Genomic DNA, 15,380 nt, shown 5'->3' with positions numbered 1-15,380 from the left:
GACTGTGGCAGATTTCGAAGCTACTGATTTTGACTCGGTAAAGATCTCCCTTGCCTCCGCCGACCAGATCCGTTCCTGGTCGCACGGTGAGGTCAAGAAGCCGGAGACCATCAATTACCGTACCCTCAAGCCCGAGAAGGACGGCCTGTTCTGCGAGAAGATCTTCGGTCCCGCCAAGGACTGGGAGTGCTCCTGCGGCAAGTACAAGGGCATCCGCTTTAAGGGCATCGTCTGCGAGCGCTGCGGCGTCGAGGTCACCTCGGCCAAGGTGCGTCGCGACCGCATGGGCCACATCGAGCTCGCCGCTCCCGTGTCCCACATCTGGTACTTCAAGAGCCCCACGAGCTTCCCGATGAGCCGTATGCTCGACATCAAGTCCAAGGACCTCGAGAAGGTTCTGTACTTTGCCAGCTACATCATCACCGAGGTCGACTACGAGGCTCGCGAGGCCGACGCTGACGACCTGCGCGAGGAGCTCGCCGCCGATCTGGAAGAGATCGATGCCGAGTGCGCCCGCCAGATCGAGTCCCTCAAGGAGCAGGGCAACCCCGAGAACTTCGACGAGTTCTCCGACGAGGAGCCGCTGACCCCCGAGGAGATCGCCTCTGGCATCGTCGACATCGAGGAAGAGTGCAAGGACGAGAAGCAGCTCCGCACGGACGCCTTCAACGCCTTCATGAAGCTCAGCGAGCGCGACCTCATTTCCGATGAGCCGCTGTTCCGCGAGATGACCCGCTACTACTCCATGTACTTCAAGGGTGGCATGGGTGCCGAGGCCGTCCGCGACCTGCTCGCTGCCATCGACCTCCCCTCCGAGGCCGAGAAGCTCAAGGCCATCATCGCCGACGAGGATTCCCAGAAGCAGAAGCGCGAGAAGGCCGTCAAGCGCCTTGAGGTCGTTGACGCCTTCCTGAAGGGCGGCAACAGCCCCGCGAACATGATCCTGGACGTCATCCCGGTCATTCCGCCCGATCTGCGCCCGATGGTCCAGCTCGACGGCGGCCGCTTCGCCGCGTCCGACCTCAACGACCTGTATCGCCGCGTGATCAACCGCAACAACCGACTCAAGCGCCTGCTCGACCTGGACGCCCCCGCGATCATCGTGAACAACGAGAAGCGCATGCTCCAGGAGTCCGTGGACGCCCTGTTCGACAACGGCCGTCGTGGTCGCCCGGTCTCTGGCCGTGGCGGTCGCCCGCTCAAGTCGCTCGCCGAGGCCCTCAAGGGCAAGCAGGGTCGTTTCCGTCAGAACCTGCTGGGTAAGCGTGTCGACTACTCCGGCCGTTCGGTTATCGTTACCGACCCCAAGCTGCTGCTGCACCAGTGCGGTCTGCCCAAGACCATGGCACTGGAGCTCTTCAAGCCCTTCGTCATGAAGCGCCTGGTCGAGCTCGGCAAGGTCGAGAACATCAAGGGTGCCAAGCGCGCTATCGACCGCGGTGCCACCTTTGTGTGGGACATCCTCGAAGAGGTCATCGACGGCCGCGTCGTGCTGCTCAACCGTGCACCGACCCTGCACCGTCTGTCCATCCAGGCCTTTGAGCCGGTGCTGGTCGAGGGCAAGGCTATCCACCTGCATCCGCTGGTCTGCTCGCCCTTCAACGCCGACTTCGACGGCGACCAGATGTCTGTCCACGTGCCGCTGTCCAGCCAGGCTCAGGCCGAGGCCCGCGTGCTCATGCTCTCTGCGAACAACCTGCGCTCGCCGGCATCCGGCAAGCCGGTCAACATCCCCTCGCAGGACATGATCATCGGTGTGTACTACCTGACCCAGGTCCGCGACGGTCTGCCGGGCGAGAACCACGTGTTCGCCAGCTTTGACGACGCGCTGCACGCCTATGACTGCCGCTCCGAGGTCGACATGCAGGCCAAGATTCAGGTCCGCGTGTCCGCTGCCGACGCCAATGTCATCAACGAGGACGGCACCCGTATCTTCCGCGTCAAGAACGGCAAGAACGAGTTTGTCGACTACGACGTCACCGGCAACAAGACCGCGCGCTTCGAGACCTCCATCGGCCGCATCATCTTTAACCGCCAGTGCCTGCCCGAAGACTATGAGTTCATGAACTACAAGATGGTCAAGGGCGACGTGGCCAAGCTGGTTGCGGACTGCTGCGATCGTTACCCCGAGGCCAAGGTCGGCCCGATCCTCGACGCCATCAAGTACTCCGGCTTCCACTACGCTACCCGCGCCGGCCTCACCATCTCGGTGTGGGACGCTCTCATCCCTGCCGAGAAGCAGGAGCTGCTCGATCGCGCCCAGGCCAACGTCGACCAGATCAACGAGTACTTCGAGGAGGGCTTCATCAACGAGACGGAGCGCCACATCGAAGTCGTTAACGAGTGGACCGCTTGTACCGATAAGGTCGCAGCGCTCATGCTCGACATGTTCGACGAGGAGAACCCGCTGTACATGATGGCCGACTCCGGCGCCCGTGGTTCTAAGACCCAGCTGCGTCAGCTCGGCGGCATGCGTGGCCTGATGGCAGACATGTCCGGCGAGACGATCGACCTTCCCATTAAGGCGAACTTCCGCGAGGGTCTGCTGCCGCTCGAGTACTTCATTTCGACCTACGGCGCCCGTAAGGGCCTGGTCGATACCGCATCCCACACCTCGGACTCTGGTTATCTGACCCGTCGTCTGGTCGATGTGGCCCAGGACGTCATTGTCCGCGAGGAGGACTGCGGTACACACGAGGGCGTCACCTACAACCTCATCATCCCCGGCACCACCGACCTCAACACCGACCTCGTCGGCCGTTGCTTCATTGAGGACGTCGTGGCCCCCGATGGCACCGTGCTCTTTGAGCAGGACGGCTACATCGAGAAGGTCGCCGACATCCAGAAGATGGTCGATGCCGGCCTTAAGAAGGTCAAGCTTCGCGCGCTGCTCACCTGCCGCTCCAAGTACGGCGTGTGCCAGAAGTGCTACGGCTGGGATCTTTCCACCCGTCGCCCGGTCGCTATCGGTACTGCCGTCGGCATTATTGCTGCCCAGTCCATCGGCGAGCCCGGTACGCAGCTTACGATGCGTACCATTCACTCCGGCGGCGTCGCTGGCGTCGACGATATTACGCAGGGTCTGCCTACGGTCAGCCGTATGTTCGATATCGTCGGCAACGTCAACGAGAAGATTCTGGGTCGCGAGGCCGAGCTGGCTCCGTACTCCGGTCACCTCTCGATTAAGCCCGAGAAGTCCGAGTACGTGCTGACGCTCACCGACTCCGAGGATCACACCCGTGTCCTCGACGAGCGTCGCGTCCCCGCTTCGGTGCGCTTTATGCCCGAGATCGAGGACGGCTGCGAGGTTCGCGCCGGCGACCAGATCACCAAGGGCTTCGTCAACTTCCGCAACCTGCGCAAGCTGACCGACATCGAGTCGACGATGCACACCTTCGTCGAGAGCGTTAAGGACGTCTACACCAGCCAGGGCGTCGACCTGAACGACAAGCACATCGAGGTGCTCGCACGTCAGATGCTGCGTCGCGTTCAGATCACCAACCCCGGCGACTCCAAGTACCTGCTTGGTCAGTACGTCGACCGCTACGAGTTCGCCGACGAGGTCGAGCGCGTTGCCCGTCTGGGCGGTCAGGCTCCTGTGGCCGAGCCCGTCATCCTGGGTACGCTCAAGGTCGCGTCCAACATCGACTCCTGGCTGTCGAGCGCTTCGTTCATCCGTACCGCCGGTGTCCTTACCGAGGCTGCCATCGAGGGCAAGGTCGACCACCTGCTCGACCTTAAGTCCAACGTCATCGTCGGTAAGAAGATCCCGGCTGGTACCGGCCTCAAGCCGTACGCCAACGCCAAGCTGACGTATCGCACGGCCGACGGCTACGTGGACATCGACGGCCCGGCTTCGCCCAACGCCAAGTCGCTGCCCGAGTGGGCTCCTGTGGAGCTCAAGGACCTGGACGAGCAGCTCCCACAGCAGCTCGACTGGGCCGGCTACGACGAGTTCGGCGGTGCTGACGGTTCGTTCACCCGCAACGGCCACACCATCTCCGCCGAGAAGGCTCGCCTGTACCTGTTCGACGACCTGGGCGTGTCGCAGCGCTGGACCAACAAGTTCAGCGAGGTCGGCATCGAGACGGTCGGCGACCTGGTCGGCAAGTCCGAGGAGGATCTGCTGCGCATCGATGGCATCGGTGCCAAGGCGATCGAGGAGCTCCGTGACGGCCTGGAGGCCCACGACCTGCTCTACATCCTCGAGAACAACGACGACGTTGCCGACGAGGAAGACCTCTCGCAGCTGTTGCAGATGGTCTTTAGCCCCGACGGTCCGGACGATATCCTGCTGGGTACCTCCGCTCCGACGCATCACGCCGACGCCGACGAGGAGCTCCTGGGCGCCCCGATCGACGACAAGAAGGCTCCCGCCAACGGCGCGATCAACGAGGACATGGCTTCCCTCGACGAGCTGCTCAACCAGCTCGTGGACACCGACGACGCCGAAGAGGCCAAGGACAACGACGAGGAGTAATTTCCTAGTACGTTAACCGTCCTTCCAAAGACCCGTTTCCCAACAGGGAAGCGGGTCTTTTTTGGTGAGGAACGTTACCCCGACGAGCACGTCGGATTCCCGGAACGGGCCGCCCGCTGTTTAAGTTTGTCGCGAGTTCCGCACGCAAAGGAAAGCACTTAATGTGCTTTCCGTCTTGCGCAGGACTGTAGAGCAGCAAACTTAAACAGCGGGCGGCCCGTTCCGGGAATCTGCCCCCGCGCACAGAAGGGGATTCCTTTTGCCAATAAGGGACAGGTTTATTTTGGTAGGTTTTTCCTGCTTGAATTTGAAACATTTCGTCCGGCAAGAGCGTATCTATGGTGAGGACCTCATCAAGGATCATTACCGTCACCGGGAGGTGATTATGGAAGAACAAGCATTTAGACAGGCGGTCGAGGATCACCGTGATGTCGTGTTTCGAATCGCATTGACGTACCTGCGCGATCGTGCCGATGCCGACGATATTGCCCAAGATGTCTTTCTTAAGCTGCTTAAAAGCGATGGACATTTTGAAAGTTGGGAACATCTTCGTCGATGGCTTATCCGGGTCACGATCAATGAATGTAAATCGCTCTTTCGAAAGCCATGGAGGCGTGTGGAGGATATTGAGAACCTGGCCGATTCGCTTTCGGCGGCGCAGGATGAGACCAAGGCGGTCCTGTCAGACGTTATGCGACTTCCGGAGCGATTCCGCGTTCCCATCGTGCTCTATTACTATCTGGGCTTTTCGACCTCAGAGATTGCCGAGTTGTTGCATGTACCAGCCGCGACCGTTCGAACGCGTTTGGCTCGCGGTAGGTCGAAGCTCAAGTTCATCCTAGAGGAGGGCGACCGTGAAATCCAATCAAATCAAGCAGGCCTTCGAGTCCATCCAAGCCGATAGCAATCTTGCAGATCGCGTCCTTAATACTGCTGCGGGTGAGCCGCTTCATCGAAAGGGCCACGCGAAGCCTCTCTATGTTGCCGTAATCGGGTGTCTTGTCGGAGTGTTGGCGACCGGAGGGGTCGCCTACGCAGTTATCAATTCCAGCTATTTTGCCTCAGCCTGGGGAAACCACGGCAACGGGGATTCCATTACCTGGACCAACGGCGGCTCATCGGGGACTCAATATACCTACACCAGAGAGTTCGGTGACGGCATCGCGCCCCAAAGCCTGGAGGGCACAGTCCAGAAGGTTGATCTGTCCGTCGAGGGTAATGGCTATACGCTCGATATCCATGAGATGGCTATTGACCAAAACGGCTGCGGAGCCGTGACGTTTACGTTGTCCAATCCAAATGGCGTTAACTACTACAAGCCGGCAGCAGAGACAGGCGAACTTGTTCTCTATGGTGAAGAAGAACAAGGCATCGGTACGCCCAGCATGAACTTCGGCGAGGAATGGGCTGACACACGCTGCACAATTGATAAAGACACATCAAGCGACACGGTCATTAACGGCACGATGTACTTTGCATCTTGGAATCGCGATCGAGATTTACGACGCGCTGTCACTTGGAATATCTCCTGGACAGAGGGCGAAGGCGAGGATGCGAAGCCGTTCGAGGCATCGACGCCCGAGTTTAGCGTCGGAGCGTACGTCGATACAAAGGAACTCCGCTCCGATGACTCGCCTCTCGAGATCAGCCCGTTTTCCATCCAGACGCACATCGATGATCTGGGCTATGAAGCAGTTGATCATAAACTGACCGTCACCTACAAGGATGGATCGGAGCAGATTATCGAAGATGACGACGCAGGGGCGTACAACTTCTATGTTTCGATGGCACGCAATAGCGGAGAGAACATTTGGGTGCCAACGAAGTTGATTGATGTCGACCAAGTGGTTTCACTAACGCTCGAAGGCACGAGGTACACGTCAACAGGAGAGACCGAAACAGAAGTACCCTTTACCATCGTCTATTCGTAAGGTCTGAGGCCGCTTCCTACTAGGGGAAGCGGCCTCTTTTGCGGTAAATGGGTGGTTAGACTGAGCGATATACTTCCGAAAACGCCGCCGATTTCCATGCGACAGATGAGAGCAGATCACCGCTGGAGCGCGACGTTTCCCCAGATAAAACCGACCAAAATAAACCTGTCTCTTTTTGGCAGGTAGCGTTGCCCCAACGAGCACGTCGGATTCCCGGGCCGGGCGGCCCAGGGGTTAAGTTTGTCGCGAGTTCCGCACGAGCCGGAGGCCACTTAATGTGGCCTCCGTGCGAGCCAGGACTGTAGAGCAGCAAACTTAACCCCTGGGCCGCCCGGCCCGGGAATCCGCCCCCGCGCACAGAAGGGGATTCCTTTTGTGTAGGCTTTGCGGAAATGTGGCTATTTTAGGATACGCCCGGTGGCGTGGTCTGTTGACGGCACAGCTAACGCCACGTATCCTATCGAACTGCGTGTTTCGTAGGGGGATGCTGACCCCTCGATTCAAGCCGTTGCACTTTACAGAAAGCTGGAATCATTCGAGAAGGAGTACGCTTTGCCTACTATTAACCAGCTGGTTCGCCAGGGCCGTCGTTCCGTGCCCAAGAAGTCCAAGAACGCTGCTCTGCAGCACAACTCCCAGAAGCGCGGCGTGTGCACCCGTGTCTTCACCACGAGCCCCAAGAAGCCGAACTCGGCTCTTCGTAAGGTTGCCCGTGTTCGCCTCGTCAACGGCATCGAAGTTACTGCTTACATCCCGGGTGAGGGCCACAACCTGCAGGAGCACTCCATCGTGCTCGTCCGCGGCGGTCGTGTCCGTGACCTCCCTGGTGTCCGTTATCACGTCATCCGTGGCGCCTACGACGCTGCTCCGGTCCAGAACCGTATGCAGGCCCGTTCCAAGTACGGTGCTAAGCGCCCCAAGGCTAAATAAGCCAGATAACGTTTTGATACTTTCGCCGTGTGCCGCCTAAGCGCCGCACGGTAGACACTTAAGGAGATTTCACATGCCGCGTCGTGCAGCAGCTAATCGTCGTGAGGTTCAGCCTGACGCCGTTTACAACAACCGCCTGGTGACTCAGCTCATCAACAAGGTCCTTCTTGACGGCAAGAAGGCCACCGCTGAGCGCATCGTTTACACCGCTTTCGAGATCGTTGCCGAGAAGTCCGAGGGTGGCGACGCTCTCGCTACCTTCAAGAAGGCTATGGACAACGTCAAGCCCACGCTCGAGGTTAAGCCCAAGCGTGTCGGTGGCGCTACCTATCAGGTCCCGATGGAGGTCAACTCCCGTCGTTCCACCGCTCTGGGTATCCGCTGGATCGTCAACTTCTCCCGCGCTCGCAAGGAGAAGACCATGGCCGAGCGTCTCGCCAACGAGATCCTCGACGCTTCCAACGGCCTGGGCGCTTCCGTCAAGAAGCGTGAGGACGTCTTCAAGATGGCCGAGGCCAACCGCGCGTTCTCTCACTATCGTTGGTAAGTTTAAGGTAAGGAACTAACATGGCTAAGCCTAAGTACAAGCTTTCCGATACCCGTAACATCGGCATCATGGCCCACATCGATGCCGGTAAGACCACCACGACCGAGCGTATTCTTTACTACACCGGTAAGACCCACAAGATCGGTGAGGTCCATGAGGGCGCTGCCACCATGGACTGGATGGTTCAGGAGCAGGAGCGCGGCGTAACCATTACCTCCGCTGCTACCACGTGCTTCTGGAACAAGGACGGTAAGGACTACCGCATCCAGATCATCGACACCCCGGGCCACGTTGACTTCACCGCTGAGGTCGAGCGCTGCCTGCGCGTCCTCGATGGCGCTGTCGCCGTCTTCGACGCCGTTGCCGGCGTTCAGCCCCAGTCTGAGACCGTTTGGCGTCAGGCTTCCACCTTCAACGTCCCCCGTATCGCCTTCATCAACAAGTATGACCGCGTGGGCGCTGACTTCTTCAACGCTATCGAGACCATGAAGGATCGTCTCGACGCCAACGCCGTGGCCGCTCAGGTCCCGATGGGCGCCGAGGACAACTTCTGGGGCGTCATCGACCTGGTCACCATGACTGCATGGGACTTCAAGGCCGACGAGAAGGGTATGACCTACCCCGAGCCGATGGACGAGATCCCGGCTGAGTTCGCCGACATCGCTGCCACCAAGCGCGAGGAGCTCCTCGACGCTGCTGCCAGCTTTGACGACGAGCTCATGGAGAAGATCCTCATGGAGGAGGACTTCACCGTCGAGGAGCTCAAGGCTGCCCTGCGTAAGGGCGTTCTGGCCAACGAGCTCAACCTCGTCTTCGTGGGCTCCGCCTACAAGAACAAGGGCGTTCAGGAGCTGCTCGACGCTGTCGTCGACTACCTGCCCAGCCCGCTCGACGTCGAGGCCGTCACCGGTACCGATCCGGACACCGGCGAGGAGATCCAGCGTCATCCTTCCTTCGACGAGCCCTTCTCCGGCCTGGTCTTCAAGATCATGACCGACCCGTTCGTCGGTAAGCTCACCTACGTCCGCGTTTACTCCGGCCGCGCCGAGTCCGGCTCCTACGTGGTCAACGCTTCCAACGGTCAGCGCGAGCGCCTCGGCCGCATCCTCGAGATGAACGCCGCCGAGCGTATCGACCGTGACGACGCTGCCGCCGGCGACATCGTCGCTTGCGTCGGCTTCAAGAACTCCACCACCGGTGACACTCTGTGCGCCGAGGGCAAGGAGATCGTCCTCGAGAAGATCGAGTTCGCTAAGCCCGTTATCGACGTTGCCATCGAGCCCAAGACCAAGGCCGAGCAGGACAAGATGTCCCTGGCTCTGACCAAGCTCGCCGAGGAGGACCCGACCTTCCAGGTGTCCACCAACCACGAGACCGGTCAGACCATCATCGCCGGCATGGGCGAGCTGCACCTCGAGATTATCGTCGACCGCCTGCTCCGCGAGTTCAAGGTTGACGCTAACGTCGGTAAGCCCCAGGTTGCCTACCGCGAGACCGCTGGTCACGACGTCGAGAAGGCTGAGGGCAAGTTCGTCCGTCAGTCCGGCGGTCGCGGTCAGTACGGCCACGCCGTCATCAAGCTCGAGAAGATGGAGGAGGGCTTCGGCTACGAGTTCGTCAACGCTATCGTCGGCGGCGTCGTGCCCAAGGAGTACATCCCGTCCATCGACAAGGGCATCCAGGAGGCCCTGAACACCGGTGTTATCGCCGGCTTCCCGGTCCTCGACGTTAAGGTCACCCTGTTCGACGGTTCTTACCACGAGGTCGACTCCTCCGAGGCCGCCTTCAAGATCGCCGGTTCCATGGCTATCAAGGACGCCCTCAAGAAGTCCGACCCGCAGCTGCTCGAGCCGATCATGGCTGTCGAGGTCGAGACTCCCGAGCAGTACATGGGCGACGTTATGGGCAACCTCTCCGGTCGCCGCGGCAAGATCGAGGGCATGGAGGATCGCAAGAACAGCAAGCTCATCCGTGCCAAGGTGCCGCTGGGCGAGATGTTCGGTTACGCTACCGACCTTCGCTCCCAGACCCAGGGCCGTGCATCCTACACGATGCAGTTCGACTCTTATGAGCCCGCGCCCAAGTCCATCGTGGACGAGGTCATGAGCAAGAACGCCTAAGTTCGAGCTCCCTGTTACGTAATCCGCGAGAACGTCTCTCGCACTCTTTGGAGGTTTAAGTTGGCTACCCAGAAGATCCGCATTCGCCTCAAGGGCTATGATCACGAGGTCGTCGATCAGTCCGCGAAGCTCATCGTCGAGACCGCTCAGAAGACCGGCGCTCGCGTTTCCGGTCCTGTCCCCCTGCCCACCGAGCGCAACCTGTACACGGTTATCCGCTCGCCGCACGTGAACAAGGACTCCCGTGAGCAGTTCGAGATGCGCACCCACAAGCGCCTCATCGACATCCTCGACCCCACCTCGGGCACCGTTGATTCGCTCATGCGTCTCGACCTCCCCGCTGGCGTCGACATCGACATCAAGCTCTAAGCGATACCGCTCATAGCTTACAGAGCCCCGCTGCCATTACGGTAGCGGGGCTCTTTTGTTTTGCATGACGGGTTTGGACTGCTGGGTAATGCTGCCGAGCGGGTGGCTGCGGCTCCCTATTCGCTCAAGGGGCGCAGCGATGCCTCCTCAAAATGGAAGGATCGCAAGTCGTCTTCTGTCTCGATGCACGCGCGACCAAAGTCATCGACCGTTTGAAAGATGCCACGCGCCAGCTCGTCACCGGCAGGGGAACGGGCGATAACGTGCTCCCCAATCCAATTGAGATGACCGATATATTCGCCGTGGACGGGCGCGAGCGGTCCGGCGTCTTCTTCCATGGCGTTGAGCAGGTCTGCCCACGCGTCCACAGCGTTTACGACGGTGTGATAGACCTCCTTGAGTAACACATCGACGGCGGGAACATTCTCGTTGAGGTCCGAGAGGCCAATTGCCGCCAGGCCGCCATCGGGCACCTCTTGGGGCGTGTAGTTCACATTGACGCCAATGCCGCAGACGGCGAAGGGCATGCCTTTGTTGTCGCGTGCCGCCTCGACCAGAATGCCGCCGAGCTTGCGTCCTCGCGCGATCAGGTCGTTGGGCCATTTGAGGCCAATCTCGTTTGCAAGACCCTGCTTTTCGAGCGCCTCGAGCACCGCTAGGCCGCTGACGGCGGCAAGACCAGAGTACTTTGCAGGATTAACGCATGGACGCAGGACAATCGAAAGCAATAGGTTGCCGGCGGTTGAATCCCACTTGTGGCCGCGCCGGCCGCGTCCTGCTGTCTGAGCCCGGGCGGCAAGTCCTGTGCCGTGCGGCGCTCCTTGTTTTCCTGCTTCGAGCAGGTCATCGTTGGTCGATCCGGTTACGTCGACTATCGTTAATTGGGCATCCATAGCGGCTGCTACCTCCTTAATGAATAAGTGAATAACGCAATGGTGTCGAGAGACAGACACAATGTGAAGCCTTTGTCGCATTTGGACAATTTAATGTTAACACGTCAACAATGACTGAAATGCGCTATCCTCTCTTGGTCGATGTAAACACGTCAACAACTCAAAGGAGGTTAGTGATGGGTTTCACGATTCTTGGAACAGGCTCGGCGCTTCCTACGCGCAGTGTTTCCAATGACGAGCTGTCCGAGTTCCTCGATACCTCGGATGAGTGGATTTTTACCCGCACCGGTATCAAGAGCCGCCACGTCTGCACCACTGAGTCACTCGACGACCTTGCCGTGGCGGCGAGCGAGCGGGCGCTTCAGGTATCCGGAACCGACGCGAGCCAGCTGGATCTTATCGTCTGTTCGACGACGACGGGCGATCACCTCGTTCCTGCCGAAGCGTGCGCCGTTGCTGAGCGCCTGGGTGCCACATGTCCTGCCTTCGACGTTTCGGCGGCTTGTGCCGGCTTCGTATTTGCGCTCGATGTCGCCGAGGGTTATATCGCCCGCGGTCGCGCCAAGCACGTGCTGGTCGTTGCCGCCGAGCAGATGACGCGCGCGCTCGATTGGACCGACCGTGCCACGTGCGTGCTCTTTGGCGATGGCGCGGGTGCTGCGGTCATAGGGACTGGGGGAGACAACCCTCTTGCCGTTGAGCTTTCGACAGCGCCCGACGTCGAGACGTTGCGCGTTCCCGGTCTGGTCGGCACCTCGCCGTTTAAGGACTCCGCAGATAGCGCGAGCGTGCTGTCCATGAATGGTCGCCGCGTGTTCAAGTTCGGCGTCAACGCCATCTGCGACACGGTCCATAAGCTTGCGAGCGATGCGGGCATTTCGGTCGAAGACATCGATCATTTTGTATTCCATCAGGCTAACGAACGAATCCTGAGTCAGGCGGTCAAGCGTCTCGGCGTGCCAGACGAGCGCGTGGTTCGAACGCTACGCGAGACCGGCAACATTTCGAGCGCCTGCATTCCCTTTGCGCTTGACCGGCTGGCACGTACCGACGCACTGAATGAGGACGACACCATCGCCCTCGTTGGATTTGGCGCCGGCCTGGATATAGGTGGCTATCTGCTTCGTTGGAAGTAGTCGCACATAGGAAATAAAAACGCCCCTAGGGCACAAACAAAGGAGAACTACCATGGCAGATCAGAAGACCTTCGAGCGCGTTTGCGACGTTATCCGCGAGACCGCTGGCCTTGACGACGTCGAGATGAAGCCCGAGTCCACGCTCGAGGAGATTGGCCTCGACAGCCTGGGCACCGTCGAGATCCTCGTCGCCGTCGAGGACGAGTTTGGCATTGAACTCGATACCGAGGAGAACCCCAAGACGGTCGGCGAGTTCGTCGATACGGTCGAGGCGGCATTGGAGAAGTAGTGATGCTCAAGTCTCCTCTCTGCGATTTGCTCGGCATCGAAAAGCCCGTGTTCCAGGGTGGCATGGCCTGGATTGCCGACGCCTCGCTGGCGTCTGCCGTGTCCGAGGCAGGCGGCTTGGGCATTATTGCGGCCATGAATGCCGACGCAAACTGGCTGCGCGATCAGATTCACGAGCTGCGCGCCAAGACGGATAAGCCCTTTGGCGTCAACGTTATGCTCATGAGTCCGTTTGTCGACGAGGTCGCACAAGTGGTGATTGATGAGCGGGTACCCGTTGTGGTGACCGGCGCCGGCAATCCCACCAAGTACATGAAGGCCTGGATCGATGCAGGCATCAAGGTTATTCCCGTCGTGGCTTCGGTGGCGCTGGCGCGTCTCGTGGCGCGTCGTGGAGCCACTGCCGTGGTTGCCGAGGGCACCGAATCAGGCGGCCATATTGGCGAGACGTCGACGATGGCGCTCGTTCCGCAGGTTGTCGATGCAGTCGATATTCCCGTGGTTGCGGCTGGCGGCATCGCCGATGGCCGCGGTGTGGCGGCCGCCTTTATGCTCGGCGCTGCCGGCGTCCAGGTGGGAACACGCTTTCTGGTCGCAAACGAGTGCACCGTATCCGAACAGTACAAAGAGCTGGTGCTCAAGGCGGGCGACACGTCGACGCGTGCGACCGGTCGCTCGACGGGACACCCGGTGCGTGCCCTCAAGAGTCCCTTTACCAACGCCTACGCCAAGAGCGAGGCGGCGGGCGCAAGTGCCGAGGAGCTCGGGGCCATGGGCACAGGCACCCTTCGCAAGGCCGCCAAGGACGGTAATTACGAAGAGGGCTCGTATTTGTGCGGACAGATTGCTGGCATGGTCAACGAACGCCAGAGTGCACGCGAGATCGTCGACGATCTGGTTGATGGCGCCGAGCATGTCCTGAAGGGTGCGTCCGCATGGGTAGCGTAGCGTTTCTGTTTGCAGGCCAGGGTGCCCAGCATCCCGCGATGGGCGTCGACCTGGTCGAGGCATCACCGGCGGCTGCCGAGGTGTTTGCAATCGCCGATGAGGTGCGCCCGGGGACCAGCGAGCAGTGCCGGAGCGCCTCCAAGGAGGAGCTGTCGCAGACCGTGAACACGCAGCCTTGCGTGTTCGTGCACGACTTGGCTGTCGCTGTCGCCCTGCGCGAGCGCGGCGTGGTGCCTGCCGCCTGTGCGGGATTCTCGCTGGGCGAGGTCGCTGCACTCACCTTTGCGGGGGCGTTCGATACGCGAGCGGGTTTTGAGCTCGTGTGTGAGCGCGCGGCATTGATGGCCATGGCGGCCGAGCGTCACCCCGGCGGCATGCGCGCCGTCATCAAGCTCGATGCGGCGCAAGTTGAGGGCCTGGCAAAACAGGCAGGCGAGGACTGTTGGCCGGTCAACTACAACAGTCCCCAGCAGACGGTTGTGGCCGGAGCGCCCGATGCGTTGCAGACCCTCGACGTCCTGGTAAAAGAGGCTGGCGGTCGCGCCATGAAGGTCGCGGTGTCGGGTGCATTCCATAGCCCCTATATGGCCGAAGCGACTGAAGGGCTGGCGACGTATATCCAAGCCGGTCACGCGCCGTCCCCGTTGCTCATTCCTGTTATGGCAAATATGACGGCGGCGCCCTATCCGGCCGATCCGCAGGCGGCATCGGAGGTGCTGGCCAACCAGGTGAGCCATGCCGTTCGCTGGGCCGACACGCTGCATACTCTGCAGGATCAGGGCATCGACACGTTTATTGAGGTCGGCCCCGGCAAAACGCTGTCGGGCCTGGTCAAACGTACGCTGAGCGACGTTCGCGTGTATTCGTGCGAAACGGCCGAGCAGGTCGCAGCTATTGCCGACGAGCTCGCATAGTTCACAGGGCTGTAACCCGAAAGGAATGACATGGGCAACTTGAACAAAGGCGCGCTCGAGCGCAACGACTCACGTCGTGTGGCGCTTGTCACGGGCGGCTCGCGCGGCATCGGTCGCGCTTGTGCCGTGGGCCTGGCGGAGGACGGCTTTGATATCGCCGTCGTCTATGCCGGTAGCGCAGATGCGGCGCGCGAGACGTGCGAAGCCTGTGAGGCGGCTGGCGCCACGGCGCGCGCATATCAATGTGACGTGGCCGACCCCGCTGCCGTCAACGCGTGCGTGGAAGCGGTCCTCAACGACTTTGGCTCCATTTGGGCGCTCGTCAACAACGCTGGCATCGCCCGCGATGGCCTACTCATGCGCATGGGTGATGACGCCTTCGATCGCGTGCTCGATGTCAATCTTAAAGGAACGTTTAACACGACGCGCGCGCTCACCAAGACCTTTATGCGCCAGCGCGGCGGTTGCGTCATCAACATGAGCTCGGTCGTGGGCCTGATGGGCAATGCCGGGCAGGCCAACTACGCCGCCTCCAAGGCGGGCGTCATCGGCCTGACCAAGGCGGTGGCGCGCGAGCTTGCGCCACGCGGCGTACGAGTGAACGCGGTTGCCCCCGGGTTTGTCGAGACCGATATGACGGCAAAGCTATCGGATAAGGTGCGCGCGGCGTGCGAGGAGCAGATTCCCCTGAGGCGCATGGCGCGCCCCGAGGAAGTGGCCGGCGTGGTGCGCTTTTTGGCGAGTGATGCCGCCGCTTACATTACGGGCGAAGTCATACGCGTCGACGGCGGAATGGCGATGTAGAAACCAGGGCCGAACAACGG

13 protein-coding genes are annotated in these 15,380 nt (G+C 60.5%); 12 read left to right on the top strand and 1 reads right to left on the bottom strand.

Translation table 11 applies throughout. The features are described 5' to 3' along the window. Positions 1 to 4: 4 nt before the first annotated feature. The 7 genes from ARB25_RS00875 to rpsJ all read left to right on the top strand — a co-directional run bounded on the left by ARB25_RS00875 (position 5) and on the right by rpsJ (position 10,377). On the top strand, positions 5 to 4,480 hold the full coding sequence (locus ARB25_RS00875; protein ID WP_172676298.1) for a DNA-directed RNA polymerase subunit beta': 4,476 nt from the start codon (positions 5 to 7) through the stop codon (positions 4,478 to 4,480). Positions 4,481 to 4,763: 283 nt separating this feature from the next. Beyond that, positions 4,764 to 5,384 (top strand): RNA polymerase sigma factor, encoded by a 621-nt coding sequence (locus ARB25_RS00870; protein WP_253276021.1) that lies wholly within the window; start codon positions 4,764 to 4,766, stop codon positions 5,382 to 5,384. Further along, positions 5,335 to 6,411 carry a DUF4179 domain-containing protein gene (locus ARB25_RS00865; protein ID WP_055285199.1) on the top strand — a complete coding sequence of 359 codons (1,077 nt, stop codon included), beginning with the start codon at positions 5,335 to 5,337 and terminating at the stop codon, positions 6,409 to 6,411. The genes ARB25_RS00870 and ARB25_RS00865 overlap by 50 nt, the downstream gene beginning before the upstream one ends. 552 nt (positions 6,412 to 6,963) lie before the next feature. After that, on the top strand, positions 6,964 to 7,341 hold the full coding sequence (rpsL, locus tag ARB25_RS00860) for a 30S ribosomal protein S12 (protein WP_006235012.1): 378 nt from the start codon (positions 6,964 to 6,966) through the stop codon (positions 7,339 to 7,341). Positions 7,342 to 7,414: 73 nt separating this feature from the next. Further along, positions 7,415 to 7,888, top strand: a complete 474-nt coding sequence (gene rpsG / locus ARB25_RS00855; RefSeq protein ID WP_006235013.1) for a 30S ribosomal protein S7 — start codon at positions 7,415 to 7,417, stop codon at positions 7,886 to 7,888. Between the two features lie 20 nt (positions 7,889 to 7,908). Continuing rightward, a complete protein-coding gene (gene fusA, locus ARB25_RS00850; RefSeq protein WP_022094183.1) occupies positions 7,909 to 10,008 on the top strand; it encodes an elongation factor G in 2,100 nt (699 codons plus the stop codon). 60 nt (positions 10,009 to 10,068) lie between these two features. Continuing rightward, positions 10,069 to 10,377: a 30S ribosomal protein S10 gene (gene rpsJ, locus ARB25_RS00845; RefSeq protein ID WP_022094184.1), complete on the top strand. Its 309-nt coding sequence runs from the start codon at positions 10,069 to 10,071 to the stop codon at positions 10,375 to 10,377. 116 nt (positions 10,378 to 10,493) lie between these two features. On the opposite strand, the gene ARB25_RS09695 is transcribed toward rpsJ, so the two are convergent. Further along, the gene (locus tag ARB25_RS09695) at positions 10,494 to 11,270 is read right to left on the bottom strand and encodes a biotin--[acetyl-CoA-carboxylase] ligase (RefSeq protein ID WP_172676297.1); all 777 of its coding nucleotides are present in this window, start codon (positions 11,268 to 11,270) and stop codon (positions 10,494 to 10,496) included. 176 nt (positions 11,271 to 11,446) lie between these two features. Here ARB25_RS09695 and ARB25_RS00835 point away from each other — a divergent pair, with 176 nt between their 5' ends. The 5 genes from ARB25_RS00835 to fabG are packed head-to-tail and all read left to right on the top strand — an operon-like array spanning position 11,447 to position 15,360. After that, on the top strand, positions 11,447 to 12,406 hold the full coding sequence (locus ARB25_RS00835) for a 3-oxoacyl-ACP synthase III family protein (protein ID WP_055285197.1): 960 nt from the start codon (positions 11,447 to 11,449) through the stop codon (positions 12,404 to 12,406). A gap of 52 nt (positions 12,407 to 12,458) precedes the next feature. Further along, positions 12,459 to 12,695 carry an acyl carrier protein gene (locus ARB25_RS00830; RefSeq protein ID WP_055285196.1) on the top strand — a complete coding sequence of 79 codons (237 nt, stop codon included), beginning with the start codon at positions 12,459 to 12,461 and terminating at the stop codon, positions 12,693 to 12,695. Between the two features lie 2 nt (positions 12,696 to 12,697). Next, a complete protein-coding gene (gene fabK, locus ARB25_RS00825; RefSeq protein ID WP_055285195.1) occupies positions 12,698 to 13,642 on the top strand; it encodes an enoyl-[acyl-carrier-protein] reductase FabK in 945 nt (314 codons plus the stop codon). Continuing rightward, on the top strand, positions 13,630 to 14,556 hold the full coding sequence (locus tag ARB25_RS00820) for an ACP S-malonyltransferase (RefSeq protein WP_055285194.1): 927 nt from the start codon (positions 13,630 to 13,632) through the stop codon (positions 14,554 to 14,556). Before fabK ends, ARB25_RS00820 begins: the two co-directional genes overlap by 13 nt. 30 nt (positions 14,557 to 14,586) lie before the next feature. After that, positions 14,587 to 15,360 carry a 3-oxoacyl-[acyl-carrier-protein] reductase gene (fabG, locus tag ARB25_RS00815; protein WP_055285193.1) on the top strand — a complete coding sequence of 258 codons (774 nt, stop codon included), beginning with the start codon at positions 14,587 to 14,589 and terminating at the stop codon, positions 15,358 to 15,360. Positions 15,361 to 15,380 lie beyond the last annotated feature (20 nt).

The organism is Collinsella aerofaciens (assembly GCF_001405375.1).
In the GTDB taxonomy this organism is placed as follows: domain Bacteria; phylum Actinomycetota; class Coriobacteriia; order Coriobacteriales; family Coriobacteriaceae; genus Collinsella; species Collinsella aerofaciens_F.
Note: the sequence above shows the minus strand (reverse complement) of the source record. Positions and strands in the feature narration are given on the sequence as shown.